The sequence below is a fragment of the Pseudomonas sp. GP01-A4 genome (assembly GCF_058780865.1).
In genome coordinates, this window is the sequence record NZ_JBYSWF010000019.1 from 58,299 (window position 1) to 73,841 (window position 15,543).

General features: G+C 61.4%; 14 protein-coding genes. 5 read left to right on the top strand and 9 right to left on the bottom strand.

All coding sequences use genetic code 11. The features are described 5' to 3' along the window. Positions 1-29: 29 nt before the first annotated feature. The 3 genes from AC3WKX_RS13765 to AC3WKX_RS13775 all read left to right on the top strand — a co-directional run bounded on the left by AC3WKX_RS13765 (position 30) and on the right by AC3WKX_RS13775 (position 6,336). Complete coding sequence (locus AC3WKX_RS13765; RefSeq protein ID WP_102604709.1) at positions 30-1,889, top strand: DUF1302 domain-containing protein; 1,860 nt, start codon at positions 30-32, stop codon at positions 1,887-1,889. Positions 1,890-1,932: 43 nt separating this feature from the next. Next, complete coding sequence (locus AC3WKX_RS13770; RefSeq protein WP_008434250.1) at positions 1,933-3,297, top strand: DUF1329 domain-containing protein; 1,365 nt, start codon at positions 1,933-1,935, stop codon at positions 3,295-3,297. A 309-nt stretch (positions 3,298-3,606) separates the two neighbouring features. Beyond that, positions 3,607-6,336, top strand: a complete 2,730-nt coding sequence (locus AC3WKX_RS13775) for a winged helix-turn-helix domain-containing protein (RefSeq protein WP_102604711.1) — start codon at positions 3,607-3,609, stop codon at positions 6,334-6,336. A 9-nt stretch (positions 6,337-6,345) separates the two neighbouring features. On the opposite strand, the gene AC3WKX_RS13780 is transcribed toward AC3WKX_RS13775, so the two are convergent. The 5 genes from AC3WKX_RS13780 to AC3WKX_RS13800 are packed head-to-tail and all read right to left on the bottom strand — an operon-like array spanning position 6,346 to position 10,159. After that, entirely contained in the window at positions 6,346-6,690 is a 345-nt protein-coding gene (locus AC3WKX_RS13780) for a hypothetical protein (RefSeq protein ID WP_003216175.1), read from the bottom strand. Between the two features lie 23 nt (positions 6,691-6,713). Then, a complete protein-coding gene (locus AC3WKX_RS13785) occupies positions 6,714-7,268 on the bottom strand; it encodes a PqiC family protein (protein ID WP_008434246.1) in 555 nt (184 codons plus the stop codon). 17 nt (positions 7,269-7,285) lie between these two features. Beyond that, positions 7,286-8,941: a PqiB family protein gene (locus tag AC3WKX_RS13790; protein WP_003216179.1), complete on the bottom strand. Its 1,656-nt coding sequence runs from the start codon at positions 8,939-8,941 to the stop codon at positions 7,286-7,288. Beyond that, a complete protein-coding gene (locus AC3WKX_RS13795) occupies positions 8,922-9,566 on the bottom strand; it encodes a paraquat-inducible protein A (RefSeq protein WP_003216181.1) in 645 nt (214 codons plus the stop codon). The genes AC3WKX_RS13790 and AC3WKX_RS13795 overlap by 20 nt, the downstream gene beginning before the upstream one ends. Next, positions 9,563-10,159, bottom strand: coding sequence for a paraquat-inducible protein A (locus AC3WKX_RS13800; protein ID WP_008434242.1), 597 nt, complete (start codon positions 10,157-10,159; stop codon positions 9,563-9,565). The genes AC3WKX_RS13795 and AC3WKX_RS13800 overlap by 4 nt, the downstream gene beginning before the upstream one ends. A gap of 179 nt (positions 10,160-10,338) precedes the next feature. Between AC3WKX_RS13800 and AC3WKX_RS13805 the strand changes: the two genes are divergently transcribed. After that, on the top strand, positions 10,339-10,983 hold the full coding sequence (locus AC3WKX_RS13805; RefSeq protein WP_003216184.1) for an MBL fold metallo-hydrolase: 645 nt from the start codon (positions 10,339-10,341) through the stop codon (positions 10,981-10,983). Positions 10,984-11,201: 218 nt separating this feature from the next. Further along, positions 11,202-11,972 (top strand): YiaD family glycine zipper/OmpA-like lipoprotein, encoded by a 771-nt coding sequence (locus AC3WKX_RS13810; RefSeq protein WP_032899265.1) that lies wholly within the window; start codon positions 11,202-11,204, stop codon positions 11,970-11,972. Positions 11,973-12,039: 67 nt separating this feature from the next. Here AC3WKX_RS13810 and AC3WKX_RS13815 read toward each other — a convergent pair whose 3' ends face one another. The 4 genes from AC3WKX_RS13815 to AC3WKX_RS13830 form a co-directional block, all read right to left on the bottom strand. After that, complete coding sequence (locus tag AC3WKX_RS13815) at positions 12,040-12,621, bottom strand: BON domain-containing protein (RefSeq protein ID WP_087692852.1); 582 nt, start codon at positions 12,619-12,621, stop codon at positions 12,040-12,042. Next, the gene (locus AC3WKX_RS13820) at positions 12,618-13,211 is read right to left on the bottom strand and encodes a phosphoheptose isomerase (RefSeq protein WP_003216190.1); all 594 of its coding nucleotides are present in this window, start codon (positions 13,209-13,211) and stop codon (positions 12,618-12,620) included. The genes AC3WKX_RS13815 and AC3WKX_RS13820 overlap by 4 nt, the downstream gene beginning before the upstream one ends. A 92-nt stretch (positions 13,212-13,303) precedes the next feature. Next, entirely contained in the window at positions 13,304-13,675 is a 372-nt protein-coding gene (locus AC3WKX_RS13825) for a YraN family protein (protein WP_003216193.1), read from the bottom strand. Continuing rightward, positions 13,675-15,486, bottom strand: a complete 1,812-nt coding sequence (locus AC3WKX_RS13830) for a penicillin-binding protein activator (RefSeq protein WP_102604712.1) — start codon at positions 15,484-15,486, stop codon at positions 13,675-13,677. The genes AC3WKX_RS13825 and AC3WKX_RS13830 overlap by 1 nt, the downstream gene beginning before the upstream one ends. Positions 15,487-15,543 lie beyond the last annotated feature (57 nt).

Sequence of the window (15,543 nt, forward strand, 5' to 3'; positions counted from 1 at the left end):
ATAACAATAATGCACATGGAGTAGCGTCGATGATCTCAGCACACCAGTTCTGGCGCCGGGCAAAACTGCCCTTGGCCGTCAGCCTCGCCTCTACGCTCGCCGGGCCTGCATTCGGCGTCAGTTTCAACATCGGTGAAATCGAAGGCAGCTTTGACTCGTCCCTGTCGGTCGGGGCCAGTTGGTCGACGGCGGGTCGCAATAAAGACCTGATCGGTGCCAACAACGGTGGCAGGGGGTTGTCGCAAACCTCGGATGACGGTCACCTGAACTTCGACAAAGGTGATTCCTTCTCGAAGATCTTCAAAGGCATTCATGACCTTGAGTTGAAATACGGCGACACCGGCGTGTTTGTCCGGGGCAAGTACTGGTATGACTTCGCGCTGCAAAACGAAGACCTGGACTTCAAGAATGTCAGCAACAACAACCGCAAAGAGGGCGCCAAGTCTTCTGGCGGGCAGATTCTCGATGCCTTCATCTATCACAACTACACCATTGCCGATCTGCCAGGTAACGTGCGGTTCGGCAAGCAGGTGGTGAGTTGGGGTGAAAGTACCTTTATTGGTGGCGGTATCAACTCCATCAACCCGATCGACGTGTCCGCATTCCGTCGTCCCGGGGCCGAGATCAAGGAAGGCCTGATCCCGGTCAACATGTTCTATGTGTCGCAGACGCTGACCGATAACTTGTCGGCAGAAGCGTTCTATCAGTTGGAGTGGGACCAGACGGTGACCGACAACTGCGGGACGTTCTTCTCGCAGCCGGATGTGGTTTCCGATGGTTGTAACAACAACCTGCGGGTGTTGAACAAGCGCTCCACCATTCCTGGCGCTGCACTGCCTACCCTTGGCGCCCTGGGCGTGGACGTGAACGAAGAAGGCGTGCTGGTGCGCCGTGGTCCGGACCGTGACGCCCGCGACAGCGGCCAGTTCGGCGTGGCCATGCACTACAACTTCGAGCCGCTGGATACCGAGTTCGGCGCCTACTTCATGAACTACCACAGCCGTGCGCCGATCTTCAGCGCCCAAGGCGCTCCAGCTTCGGCCTACACGCGGCCTCTGGGGCCTTTGGGAGCACTGCGGCCGCTGATTGTTGCGGGCAGTTCCAATTACTTCATCGAATACCCTGAAGACATTCGTCTTTACGGCTTGAGCTTCTCCACCACGCTGCCTACCGGTACTGCCTGGAGCGGTGAGTTGAGCTATCGGCCAAATGCGCCAGTACAGTTAAGCACCACCGACATTCTTTATGCGGGTGTCACGCCGATTCCGGGCTACGGGAATGCCTCGGTGCTGAAGGGCACGCCAGGCCAGGATCTGCATGGCTACAATCGCAAGGAAGTGACGCAGTTCCAGACCACCTTTACGCACTTCTTTGATCAGGTCATGGGCGCCAGTCGTTTGACCACGGTCGGTGAAATTGGCGTGACCCACGTCGGTGGCCTGGAAAGCAAATCCGACGCACGTTATGGCCGAGATCCGGTCTTCGGTCCTGGCACGCTGCCAGGCGGGTTCTGTAACGCCCTTAACAACTCGACGGCCAACGGCGCCGGTCTGCCGAACGCCGCTGGCCTGAACACCAACTGCAACAACGACGGCTACACCACGGCCACCTCCTGGGGCTATCGCGCTCGTGCCATCTGGGAGTACCCGGACGTCTTCGCCGGTGTAAACCTCAAGCCCAACGTGGCGTGGTCCCATGACGTCAAAGGCTACTCGCCAGGTCCTGGCGGCAACTTTGAAGAGGGGCGCAAGGCCGTCAGCCTGGGTGTCGATGCCGAGTACCAGAACACCTACACCGTCAGCCTCAACTACACCAACTTCTTTGGCGGCAAATTCACCACGGTGGATGACCGTGACTTTATCGCCTTGAGCGCTGGCGTGAACTTCTAAGCACACTCTCTTTAAGCAGTATGTTTTAAGGAAGAACCAGAACATGAAAATAACTAAAAATCTGTTGCAGGTGGGTGTGCTGGGGCTGTCGATCATGGCGGGTAGCGTCATGGCGGCGGTCTCGGCGGATGAAGCCGCCAAGCTCGGCACGACTCTGACCCCGATGGGCGCCGAAATGGCCGGTAACGCGGCCGGCACCATCCCTAAATGGTCGCCGCTGCCCACCAACGCCGGTGCCGTGGATGCCCGTGGCTTCCTGGCCAACCCGTACGCCAGCGAACAGCCGCAATTCACCATCACCGCGCAGAACGTCGAGCAGTACAAGGACAAGCTGGCGCCGGGGCAGTACGCGATGTTCAAGCGCTACCCCGACACCTTCAAGATGCCGGTCTACCCGACCCATCGCGGCGCCACGGTGCCGGCTGATGTGTTCGCCGCCATCAAGAAAAACGCCACCAGCACCAACCTGGTGTCCGGCGGCAACGGCCTGGAAAACTTTGAAACCGCCGTACCGTTCCCGATTCCGAAAAGCGGCGTTGAAGTGATCTGGAACCACATCACCCGCTATCGCGGCGGCAGCGTGACCCGCCTGGTGACCCAGGCCACGCCGCAAACCAACGGCTCCTTCAGCCTGGTGTATTTCCGTGATCAGTTCGTGTTCCGCGACAAGATGAAGGACTACGACCCGAAAAACCCGGGCAACATCCTGTTCTACTTCAAGCAGCAAGTGACTGCGCCGGCACGTCTGGCCGGTGGTGTGCTGCTGGTGCACGAAACCCTCGACCAGGTGAAAGAGCCGCGTTCGGCGTGGGTCTACAACGCCGGCCAGCGTCGTGTGCGCCGGGCACCGCAAGTGTCGTATGACGGCCCGGGTACCGCCGCCGACGGCCTGCGTACCTCCGACAACCTCGACATGTTCAACGGTGCACCGGACCGCTACGACTGGAAACTGGAAGGCAAGAAGGAACTGTACATCGCCGAAAACAGCTACAAACTCGACGATCCGAAGCTCAAGTATGTCGACATCATCAAGGCCGGCCACATCAACCAGGACCTGGCGCGCTACGAGCTGCGCCGCGTGTGGCATGTGGTTGCAACCCTGAAGGAAGGCCAGCGCCATATCTACGCCAAGCGTGACTTCTTCATTGACGAAGACACTTGGCAAGCCGCGGTCATCGACCACTACGACGGTCGTGGCCAGCTGTGGCGCGTGGCTGAAGCCCATGCCGAGAACTACTACGACAAGCAAGTGCCGTGGTACGCCCTCGAAACCCTCTACGACCTGCAGTCCGGCCGCTACCTGGCCCTGGGCATGAAGAACGAAGAGAAACAGGCCTATGACTTCGGCTTCACCGCCACCACCAGCGACTTCACCCCGGCGGCCCTGCGCCAGGATGGTGTTCGCTAACTTGCTGTAAACGAGGCCGCATCCTCGAAGAAGCCCCGACTGGTTCGGGGCTTTTTTTTGCCGGACCACTGTGGCGAGGGAGCTTGCTCCCGCAGGGATGCGTAGCAGCCCCAAAAACGGGAGCGCTGCGCACTCCAGCGGGAGCAAGCTCCCTCGCCACAGAGTGTCGGTCGTTACAGAAGAAGTCCGGATATTTTTTGTTGTAGTCTTTTTCAGACAAATGTTGCAAAGATCTACAAAGCTGCCGCTTTTACCGCTAGTCTGCGGACATCTGCAATGCCGACAACAGCCTTCTACAAGAGCCCGGCGATGACTGATCTGTCCCGAATTCAAGGGCCTGCCAGCACGGTGATTCCGACCCTGGAAGGGCGCTTCTATCGACCCCCACTGCCTGACGGCTACGTGTTGCGACCGCGCCTGTGCGAACGGCTGAGCGAAGGGCTGGCCGGGCGTCTGTTGCTGGTCAGCGCCCCGGCCGGGTTCGGCAAGAGTTCGCTGGCGGTGGAGTTCTGCCAGAGCCTGCCGGCCCACTGGCAAAGCCTGTGGTTGGGGCTAAGTCCCCGGGACAACGACCCGGGACGTTTCCTTGAACGCCTGCTCGACGGCTTGCAGCAATACTTCCCGCAGTTGGGCGCCCAATCCCTGGGCCTGCTGAAAATGCGCCAGCGTCACCAACCCTTCGCCTTTGAAGAATGGCTCGACGGCCTGCTGGATGAGCTGACGGTGCACCTGTCGACCCAGGCGCCGCTGTTGCTGGTGCTGGATGACTACCATCTGGCCCAGGGCCCGGTACTCGACCGCTGCCTGCAATTTTTCCTCAATCATCTGCCCGACGGCCTGCTGGTGCTGGTCACCAGCCGCCAGCGTCCCGACTGGCACCTGGCCCGCCTGCGCCTGTCCCGGCATTTGCTGGAACTGCACGAGCAGGACCTGCGCCTGACTCACGGCGAATCCCTGGCGCTGCTGGATCGCCACAGCAGTTCATTGCGTGGTGAAGCCCTGGATAACCTGATCCGGCGCAGCGAAGGCTGGGTGGCCGGCCTGCGTTTCTGGCTGCTGGCGGCTTCCGAGGCCGGCAGCGAAGGTACGCTGCCCCAGGGTTTGCACGGCGGGGAAGGGCTGATCCGCGATTACCTGCTCGAAGAAGTCATCGACTGCCTGCCCTCGGAAGTCCAGGCGTTCCTCTACGACACCGCGTCCCAGGAGCGCTTTTGCAGCGAGCTGTGCGACGCCGTGCGCGAGGCCCACGACAGCACGGAAATCCTGCGCTACCTGCAAGCCCACCAGGTATTCCTGGTGCCGCTGGACGAGCAGGGCCATTGGTACCGTTATCACCATCTGTTTTCCGACCTGCTGCGCACCCGGCGCGCGAGCAATGCCGTGTTGCCGGCAGCCAGCCTGCACCTGCGGGCCTGCCGCTGGTTCAATGCCCAGGGCTTGATCGACGAGGCAGTGGAGCAGGCGCTGCGTGCGGGTCACCTGGATGTGGCGGCAAACCTGGTGCAGAACCTGTCCGAAGAGCAACTGCTGGCGGAGCAGAATGTCGGCATGCTGCTGCGCTGGAAAATGGACTTGCCCGACAGTTTGCTGATGAGTACGCCACGCCTGATCGTGCTCTACAGCTGGGCGTTGGGCCTGGCCTGCCAGCTGGATGCGGCGCAGGAACTGGCCAGCCACCTCAGCCGTTTTTTACCGGCCCCGTCGGCCACCGCGCAAAAGTCGATGCTGGCGCAATGGCTGGCCCTCAGCGGGATTATTGCCCGGGGCCGTGGTGATCGTGAGCTGACCCAGTCGTATTGCAGCGAGGCTCTGGAAAGCCTGCCGCACAAACGCTATGGCCAGCGGTTGATGTGCCTGTCGACCCTGTCCAACCTGGCCATTGTCGACGCCGACCTGTGGCGCGCCCGCGGCCTGAACCGCGAATCCCTGGAGTTGGCGCAGCGGGTCGGCAATCCATTGTTTGAAGCGCTGGCCCATTACGACCGAGCCCGTGTACTGCAGGCCCGTGGCGAGATCCTGCGGTCGCTGGATGAGGTGCGCCAGGGCCTGCAACGTTTGCAAGGCCTGGCGCCGCAACGCCTGTACGCAGTGCGCGCGCGCCTGGCGTTGTACGAAGGCTATTTGCTGCTGATGCGCTGCCAGCCTGAAGCCGGGCTCGCTCGGCTGCGTGCCGGGTTGACGGAGGCGCGAGCCTGTCGGGATATCAGCGTGTTGATCGGCCACTGTGTGATCGCCAGCTTCGAAGGTCGCCGTGGCGACTTCTCCGTGGCCTTTGCCGAACTGGCCGAGGCCGAGCGCCTGATGCATATCTGGGACGTGCCGCCGATTTTCTATCTGGCGATGATCACCCTGGTCAAATGCGAGCTATGGCTGGCTCAGGGGCGCACCGACCTGGCCGATGCCTGGCTGACGCGGCTGGGGCAAACCTACAACGGTGAACAGGCCGCTGCCGCACCGGAGTTCCACCCGCACCTGCCGCAACATATCGAGTTGCAACAGGCGGCACTCGACGCCATCCGTCATCAGCCGGCGACTTCACTGCAACGGCTCGACGAACTGGCACGCCAGGCCCATAACAGCGGCCGGCAGATGATCAGCCTGATGGCGCTGACCCAGCAGGCACTGTTACTGCTGGACGGTGGCCAGGAAGCCCAGGCCCGCCCGGTGTTTGCCCGCGCGCTTGAAGCGGCTGCCGGTGGCGCGATGCAACCTTTCCAGCGCCTGTTGGAACGCTATCCCGAGTGGACGCGGGAGCAGCTGTCTCGGGATCCCCATGGACTGTTGAACCAAGGCCTGCTGGCACTCTTGCCGGATGTTGCAGTAGTTGAAACCCCACACACACTGGAGACCCTGAGCACCCGTGAACTGGCGGTGCTGCACCTGATCGCACAGGGTTGTTCAAACCAGGAGATCAGCAATCAGCTGTTTATCTCCCTGCACACCGTGAAAACCCACGCCAGCCATATCAACAGCAAGCTCGGGGTGGAGCGGCGCACACAGGCGGTGGCGCGGGCGCAGGAGATGGGATTGCTGGGGTAGAAACCTGGATCAATGGGATCGAAAGCCCCAGACGATTTCCACCACGCGGGCTGCCACCAGCACATAGATCAGGATAAGCAGCAGCTGAAGGACCAGGTGATAACGCAGCTTGGCGAGCCGGCGGATGCCATCGCTCACATTCAGCACCATCAGCAAGCTTGAGACCACGATCAAGCCCCACCCGGCCACGCTTGACGCCAGGATGCCGAGGAACAGCTCATGTTTCCCGGCCAGTGCGTTGGTGCCCGCAGCAAACAACAGCGCGCATACCAGCAGGTTCTTCACATTGTCGAAGACCTGGGTGCTGAAGTCATTCTCCAGCAGTTGCTGATACCACTTCCAGAATGTGCGCATGGCTCGATCCCCTGGATCAATGTTTACCGCACGGCGGGGCACTCACTCGATGACTTGTCGGCGGCCTGGCTGAGCAGCGCGGCAAACCGCTTGACGTTGTTTTGCTGCGCGATCACCAGGTCGTCAATGGTCGGACCGGATGGCGACTGCACCACCGTGCGACACGTCAGCGGCGTGCGTTCGTCCGTGCCCGTCTGGCGAAGCCGCCATTTGACGTCGAGCAGGGCGTACTGCCCGGGGATCGAGTCAAAGCGCTGGACCTCAATGCGCACCGCCAGGTTTTTCCGGCTGCTGGCGAGTTGATCCACCAGCGCGCTGCGCAACTCATCCACCAGGCTGGCAGCCCACCATTGCGTCTCGAGAATGGCCACGCCGCTGTCACCCTGGCGGATGACAATCTGCGGCCGGTCGACCTGTGGCGGGACCGTGATGCTTTCAATCCGGATCTCGCCCCCCGCGGCCAATGACGCATTGCTGCGCTGCACCGGCGTCAGGGTATGAAATTGAATGGGCTCACTGCGGCACGCCGTCAGCAGCAGCAACCCGGTGAGCAGCGTGATCTTCAGCGGCAAAGCCATGGTGGTTGCTCCTGTGGTCATTTGCGCGGTGGCCCTTGCAGGTCGGAGGGCGCGGCGTTGTCGGGGCGACCGCGAATCAGCGATTCGGGATGGCGTGCCAGGTAGTCCGACAGCTCTCGCAGGGAGCGCGACATGCGGCTCAGTTCGTCCAGGGTCTGGGTCAACTGTTCCCGTTGCGGCGAATCCTCGGCCAGGGTCGAACTGGCGGATTGCAGGGTTTTACTCACGTCGGCCAGCGTGTTTTGCACCCCCGGCAGTGTCTTGGCGTTGAACTGGCCGAGACCCTTGCGCAGTTCCACCAGGCTGCCGTCGAGGTTGCCGGCAATTCGCTCGATCGGCAGCTGGTTGATCTTGTTGACGATGCCTTCGAGTTTTTCCTGCAGTTGTTCCAGGTTGCCGGGGATGGTCGGAATACTGACGGGGCGCAGGTTCGGGTCAAACACGACTTTGTCGGCCTTGGGGAAGAAGTCCAGGGCGATATAGAGCTGGCCAGTGAGCAGGTTGCCGCTGCGGGCCTGGGCGCGCAGGCCGTGTTCGATGAAGCTGCCTATCAGGCGCACACCGCCAGCTTCGTCGTTGGGGTCATGCTTCAAGACCGTGAGCATTTTGGTGTTGGCTTCGCCGAGACGCTGCGGGTAGATCACGATGCCGACGTTGACCGGGAAGCTGCGTTTTTTCTCGTCGAAATCCAGGTTGATCGACACCACTTTGCCGAATTCGATACCCAGGAACTCCACTGGCGCACCCACCGTAAGCCCGCGCAAGGCCTGGTCGAACCGCAGGTTCAGGTATTGCGCCTTGCCATTGGGCGGGGCCAGCGCGGTTTGCTGGTCGGCGAACAGTTCATAGGAGTGTTCTTCGTCGGCCGGCTTGTCGTTGGGGCTGTAGGGCGGGGCGAGGAAGGCGATGCCGCCCACCAGCATGGACGACAAGGATTCGGTTTTCAGCGCAAACCCGTTGGCGCCGACACTCACATCAATCCCGCTGGCGTTCCAGAACCGGGTGTTCTCGGTGACGTAGGCGTCATTGGGTGCATGCACGAACACGTCGATGTTCACGCCCTTGCCATCAGCGTCCAGGGCATAGGCCACCACCTGGCCAACGGGAATCTTGCGGTAGTACACGGGGGAGCCGATATCCAGCGAACCCAGATCCTGGGTGTGCAGCGTGAAGCGCTTGCCCGGTTCGCCATAGGTAATGGGCGGCGGGTTTTCCAGGCCGGTGAACCGGTTGGCGCGGGTATCGGACTGGCCGATATCGGCGCCGATGTAATCCCCGGAGAGCAGCGTGTCGATACCGGAAACGCCACCGGCGCCGATACGTGGGCGCACCACCCAGAACTGCGAGTCTTCACGGGTGAAGCTTTCAGCCTGTTTGGACAGTTTGATCGTGGCGTTGACGCTTTTCTGATCGTCGCTCAACTCCACATCAGTCACCTGGCCGATCACCACGTTGCGGTATTTCACGTCGGTCTTGTTGGCGGTCAGGCCGCTGCCGGTCTTGAAGGTAATGGTAATGCTCGGCCCTTGCTGAAGGATGCTGTGCACCACCAGCGAAATGCCCACCAGCACCGCGACAATCGGCACGATCCACACCAGCGAGACGCTGAAGCGCCGCGTCTTGATCGCAGGCGAGCCCGCAGGCTGCGGTTTGTCAGTGGTTTGCGACGCCATCCGGCATCTCCTCGTTGTGTGGGTTTTCCCAGATCAGGCGCGGGTCGAAACTCATTGCCGAGAGCATGGTGAAAACCACCACCAGGCCAAAGAACAGAATGCCCAGGCGCGGCTCGATGGTGCCCAGGGCCTGGAACCGCACCAGGGCGGCCACCAAGGCCACCACGATCACATCCAGCATCGACCAGTAGCCAATCACTTCGACGAAGCGAAACAGCTTCGAGCGCTCCTTGCGCGCCCACTGGTTATTGCGCTGCACGGTGACCAGCAGCAACGTCAATGCGACGAACTTGATACCCGGCACCGCGATGCTGGCGATGAAAATGATCAGGGCGATGTCCCAGGCGCCGTGCTGCCAGAACTCCAGCACGCCGCTCATGATGGTGCTGTCGGCGCCCGAGCCGAGCATCGAGGTGTTCATCACCGGCAGTAAGTTGGCGGGCACGTAAAACGCCAGCGCCGTCAGCATATAGGCCCAGGTACGGGTCAGCGAATGGACCTTGCGCCGGTGCAGCGGCGCGCCGCAACGCTCGCATTCGTCGGGCGCGGTGCTGACGTCGCAAGCCTGGCCGCAGCTGTGGCACAGGCACAGGTTCAGTTCGCTGGCGGTCGGTGGACGGCTCATAAAATGTCCCACAGGTCGCGAATATCACGCCCGGCAATGCGGATCAGCAACAGGCTGAGAGCGGCCAGGGCAAACAGGCCGGTGCCGGGCAACACATCCAGCATGCCGGCGAGTTTGAACACCGCCACCATGGCGCCCAGCAGGCAGACTTCGAGCATGCTCCAGGGCCGAAGCGCTTCGAGCCAGCGCATGCACAGCTTGAACGCCGGCGAGCGTTGGCCCTTCATCGCAAAGCCCAGCACCCAGATCAACAGCAGCAACTGGAACACCGGCGCGATGATGATGGAAATCGCCGCCACCAGCGCGATGAAGGTGATCGGGCCCTGGGCCAGTGCGACCACCGAATCCCATAACGTGGCGCTGCTTTTCAGGCCTTGCAGGCTGATGCTCATCACCGGGTAGAAGTTGGCGAAAATCCACAGCACGGTGGCGGTCAGGGTCAGGGCCAGGCGTTGTTCCACCGACAGCCCGTTATAACGCTGGAGTACGCCTGCGCAGCGGGTGCAAAGGGTCTTCTGATGTTTGGCGAGCGCGACTTTTTCGTACACGCAATCGCAGTGTTCGCAGATGATCAATGGGCTGAGGGTCGCCATAAGTCCCACTCCATGCGCTATACGTTGCGCGTTGTATGACTGGCGCCAGAGTAGCTTAGCAGTTGCCGGGTTTGACAGCCGTGCGCTCGCGAGCGCTTTCGGATCGGGTGCAGGGTCGAACATACTGTGCGCCGGAATGCAGTACAAAAGAGTTTGCCTTTGAATTTGCAGGAATACCCATGAATATTCAGTCTCCCGCGCTGATCCGCGAAACGTTCCCGGTAGGCCCGTTGCAGTGCAACTGCACGATCATCGGCGACCCCGTCACCAAAAAAGCCATCGTCGTCGACCCGGGCGGCAACCATGAGCTGATCCTGGCGCGCCTCGATGCGCTGGGCCTGAAAGTGGTCAGCATTATTCACACCCACGCCCATCTCGATCACTTCCTGGCCTCCGGGCAGTTGAAGGAAAAAACCGGCGCTACCCTGCACCTGCACAAGGAAGACCAGTTTCTGTGGGACAACCTGGAAATGCAGTGCCAGATGTTCCGCGTGCCTTACACGCCAGTGCCGTCGCCGGATCGTTGGCTGGAGGATGAAGAAGAGCTGGCCTGTGGTTGCGGGGTTGCCTTGCATACACCTGGACACACACCCGGCTCGATGAGTTTCTGGTTCGCCGATGCGAAGTTGCTGATTGCCGGCGACACCCTGTTTCGGCGCGGCGTGGGCCGTACGGATTTGTGGGGCGGTGACCAGGCGACCATCGTGCGCTCGATCAAGCAACGGCTCTACACCCTGGATGAGGCGGCGGTGGTGGTGACAGGGCACGGTCCGGACACGCGCCTGGGAGATGAAATGCGTGAGAATCCGTTTGTCCGCGCGTGAAGCAAAATGTGGGTAGTTTTTCGGATACCAAGTGGCAACTATCAGACGAAACATATAGAGAAAATGACAATCACCGTTCAGGAAGTCTCTGCTAGGGTTTGAGTGTGGCCGGGCTTGTGTGGAGATGGAATTTTTACCGTTTGTCGTGTTCCAAGCTCGGCACAGGTCCAATGCCAATGTCCTCTGCATCACCGAATGCAAAAGTAGGAGCTTCCTTCATGTTCACTTCTCGTCGTCTGCTTGTTGTTGCTACTGCCGTAGCCCTGTTGTCGGGCTGCGCTTCACCTAATCCTTATGACGGCAGCCAGGCACAGGGTGGTGGCTCTTCCGGTGTGAGCAACACCGCCAAGTATGGTGGCCTGGGCGCCCTGGCTGGTGCGTTGGCGGGTGCAGCCATCGACCACAACAACCGCGGCAAGGGTGCGTTGATCGGCGCTGCCGTCGCCGGTATCGGTGGTGCGGGCTACGGCTACTACGCCGACCAGCAGGAAAAGAAACTGCGTGCCAGCATGGCCAACACCGGTGTCGAAGTGCAGCGCCAGGGCGACCAGATCAAGCTGATCATGCCGGGTAACATCACCTTCGCCACCAACTCGGATGCGATTTCCAGCAGCTTCTACACGCCGCTGAACAACCTGGCGAACTCGCTGAAGCAGTTCAACCAGAACACCATCCAGATCGTTGGCTACACCGACAGCACCGGCAGCCGTCAGCTCAACATGGACCTGTCCCAGCGTCGTGCGCAGAGCGTGGCCAATTACCTGACCTCCCAAGGTGTCAGCCCGACCAACCTGAGTGCCCGCGGTGCCGGCCCGGATAACCCGATCGCCAGCAACGCCGACGTCAATGGTCGTGCCCAGAACCGTCGTGTAGAGGTCAACCTGGGTCCGATCCCAGGCCAGCAGTACGGTCAGCCGGCCGCCCAGCAGCAACAGGCGCCACAACAGAACAACCAGTTCCAGGGCAACCCGTACCAGCAGTACCAGTAACCTGTAGTCAATAAAAAGGGCGCCGTGCAATCAATGCACGGCGCCCTTTTTTGTGGCTGACGATAGATCAGTCGATGTATTCGAACAGCTTCACGATCTTCTGTACGCCGGACACACTTTGTACCAGGTTGGCGGCGCGGGTGGCTTCTGCCTGGGTCAGCAGGCCCATCATGTAGACGATGCCGTTGTCGGTGACGATCTTGATCCGAGAGCCGGGAATGGCGCTGTCGGTCAGCATCTGGGTCTTGATCTTGGTGGTCAGCAGGGCGTCGTTGCTGATTGCCAGCAGGGTGATCGGCTCCATCACCTGCAGTTCGTTGTGAACCTTCTTGACCCGCTGCACAGTGGCGGCAGCTTGTTCAGCCTGGGCCTTCAAGTCGGCGCGCGGGGTTTGGCCGGTGAGCAGCACCACGCCGTTGAAGCTGACGACCACGATGCGCGACGCGCCGTTGCCCAGGTCTGGAGCGGCCTTGGACACGTTGACGGAAACCTTGGTCTCGATCAGTGAGTCATCGATTTTGCTGCCGAAAGTGCGGGTGCCTTTATCGTCCTGGATGGGCGTGTCGCGGCTCGCTTCGATTACCGAGCTGCAGCCGCTGATGCCTAGGCACAGCGTGATTGCCAATAGGCTAAGGCGTTTAACGGTCATTCTTCACTCCCGAACAGTTGGCTGTCGATCAGATCGCACAGGCAGTGGATCGCCAGCAGGTGGACTTCCTGGATACGTGCGGTGACATTGGCCGGGACGCGGATTTCCACGTCTTCGGGCAACAGCAGCGAGGCCATGCCGCCGCCGTCGCGTCCGGTCAATGCTACGACAATCATTTCACGATCATGTGCGGCCTGGATCGCTTGAATAATATTCGCCGAGTTACCGCTGGTGGAGATCGCCAGCAGGACGTCCCCCGGCTGGCCAAGGGCGCGGATCTGTTTGGAGAAGATTTCGTTGTAGCTGTAGTCGTTGGCGATCGAGGTGATCGTCGAGGTGTCGGTGGTCAGGGCGATGGCCGGCAGGCTCGGGCGCTCACGCTCGAAGCGGTTGAGCAGCTCGGAGGAGAAATGCTGGGCATCGCCGGCCGAACCGCCGTTGCCGCACGAAAGCATTTTGCCTTCGTTGAGCAAGGCGTTGACCATGACCTGACTGGCTTGCTCGATGTGCGGTGCAAGTACGTCCATCGCCTGTTGCTTGGTATCGATACTGGCCTGGAAAAGCTGGCGAATTCGGGATTGCATGTCCATCTGTGTGACCTTAAGTAGCGCGGCTGTTTGGCACAGGAATGTGCAGCCCGCAAAGCAAAGAGCAAAAGAGTGCGGTGTAGATGTCCGGCGAATCAGCTGTCAAAGGCATCTTGCAGCCAGTTCAGATCGGCTGTTCCCCGGGGAGTGCTTTCTATGGCAACCACATCGAAACGGCAGGGATGATCGGCCCAGCGACGCTCCTTGAGCAGGAAAAACTGCGCGGCGAGTATCAGCTTCTGGCGCTTGCGCCCGTCGATACTGGCGAGCGCGCCACCCCATTGTGCGTGTTTTCTGTAGCGGACTTCGACAAATACTACTGTATCGCCGTCAAGCATGACCAGATCAAGCTCGCCGCGTTTGCATAACCAGTTCTGCGCCAGGAGGCGCAGACCTTGTCGTTGCAGGTACTCGAGAGCTTGAAGTTCGGCGTCCTTGCCGCTTTGTGCGCTTGACCGCTCGGGCATCAGCGCGGGGTGTCAGGCAGGCGCTGGATCTCGCCACCGACGAACTTCGCCCATGGCATCTGGCGGTCGACACGCTGGCTGGCGCTGACGCCCAGGTTGCCCGACAGGCCGTCGACACGAGTGTCCGGCAGTGCCTTGAGCTGCCCCAGGCGCGGCGCCAGGCGGTAGGCATCCACACCCATCGCGTACAGGCGGCCAAGGCTGCCGTTGGCTTGTGGCCATTGGGCAGCGACCTGGTTGCGCAGCGGGTCGGTGGTGTTCAGCAGCCAAGGGGTTTCGCAGAACATCACGTTGGTCATGTCCAGGTACTGGTTCTTGTCGCCACTGGCGCTGAACACGTGGGACGTCGCATACACCGGCACGTCGCCAGCGTATTGGAAGTTCAGGGTCGGCTTGATCTGCTGGGCCAGTTGCGGAGTCACGGCCAGGAAGATGAACTCGATGTCCTGGCGGCGCGATGGCTGGGCGGAAACATCCGAACCTACCGTGCTTTGCAGGCTCTTGGTGCGGCCTTCGCTCTTGCGCAGCTGGAACAGGTCGGCAATCTGCTGGGCCAGGGCTACCGGCTGGTCAACGTACTCGACGCCCACCACGGTGCCGCCATTGGCTTCCCAATCCTGACGGAATGCCTTGTAGACGCGCTCGCCCCATTCGCCTTTCGGCACCATGGCGGCGGCGCGGTGCAGGCCATCGGCGCGAGCACGACGGGACACTTCACGGGCTTCGTCTTCAGCGGCCAGGCCAAACTGGAACAGTTGCGCCGGGTTCTGGTCGGCTTCGCTGTAGTTCAGGGCCAGGGTGGTGATCGGCAATTGCGGGCGTGCGCTGAGTTGCTTGACCAGCGGTTTCTCCAGCGGGCCGACCACCAGTTGCACGCCGGCGGCCTGGGCCTTGGCGTAGAAGTCGTCGATGGAGGTCAGGCGCGAGCTGTCGTAGAACTCGATCACCGGCGGCTTCTGCCCGGCTTGTTCAGCCTGGTAGTGCGCGGCCATGAAGCCTTCGCGCAGCGCCTTGGCAACGCCGGCCAGAGGACCTTCCTGCGGCAGCAGCAGGGCGATCTTGTTCAGCGGCTGGCTGGCCAGTTCCTTGAGCTTGGTCAGCGGCTGCGGCAATTGCGAGGCTGCCGGGTGGCCAGGGTTCTGGGCGCGCCAGGTGTCGATGGCCGCCTGCTGTTGCTCCAGAGTGCCGGCGCCCTTGACTGCCTGGGCCAGGCTGATCCAGCCGTCCAGCGTCGGGTTGCCGCTGGCTTGCAGTTGATCGGCAGGCAAGGCGGCAATCAGTGCCCAGATGGCTTCGTGGTTGCTGTTGTAGGCATCGCCCGTCAGCAGCGGGGCCATGGCGACGCGCTCGCGGGCGGCGGCCAGGGTCTGGCCGTCGGCCTCATAGGCGCGGGCATGCACGGTGCCCGTGCGGATCTGCTGTTCAGGCGGCAGTTCCTTGAGGCTTTGCAGGCTCGGGTGATTCAAGGCCGTCAACGCTGCCTTGGGCTGGTTGCGGGCCATCGCCAGTTCAGCCGACAGGGTGCTGGCAAATACCTGCGCCGCCGGTTTCAGGACGTCCAGTGGCACCTGGGCAAGAATCTGCGCCGAGCGTCCCGGATTGTTTTGGTGAAACGCCAGGTCAGCCGCACTCAAGCGCAACAGCGCGGCTTTTTCCGGAGTCTTGGCCGAAGTCGCCTGTTCGAGCAGTTGCTCGATGCTGGCATCCGGAGTCCGGGGGAGGTCGCCAAGGCTGGACGAGGGCGAGCTGGCGCAAGCCGCCAACAGGGCAGCGAGGCAGAGGGCAGAGAACAGCCGCAGGCAAGCGATCATGTAAGTGTTCCTGATACCGATCAAATTAGCGTGGAATTGTACCCAAGCACTGGCCGG